The organism is Paraburkholderia sp. SIMBA_027, assembly GCF_046535315.1.
Taxonomy (GTDB): Bacteria; Pseudomonadota; Gammaproteobacteria; order Burkholderiales; family Burkholderiaceae; genus Paraburkholderia; species Paraburkholderia tropica.
Genome location: NZ_JAWRWY010001137.1, coordinates 1 through 253, shown reverse-complemented (window position 1 = coordinate 253; position 253 = coordinate 1). Strand labels below are relative to the sequence as shown.

At 59.3% G+C, this 253-nt stretch carries 1 protein-coding gene; it reads right to left on the bottom strand.

Annotation, left to right across the window (positions count from 1 at the left end; genetic code table 11):
• A partial coding sequence (locus SB764_RS42685; RefSeq protein ID WP_410867136.1) for a DUF6428 family protein occupies positions 1-253 on the bottom strand: 253 nt, incomplete at both ends.

The following is a 253-nucleotide window of genomic DNA, read 5'->3' as shown; positions in this document are numbered from 1 at the left end:
CGGCTGTTTTCCGTCGCTGACTTCGAACGTCAGCTTGGCGGTCGCCTCCAGGCGCACATGGTCGGATACCTTGCGAATGATGGCGGAGAACTTGCCCGCCGGCATGTGATTCCTTTCCTCCTCATCGATATCCCAGAGCTGAATGAACATTTCCGACCAGGCCTCTGGATTCGCGCCACAGTCGAGCGCGGAGAACTGCCCCGCCTTGACCTCTGTCACATGGTAGCCTGGCTTTACGGCTTGCCCACCGTAG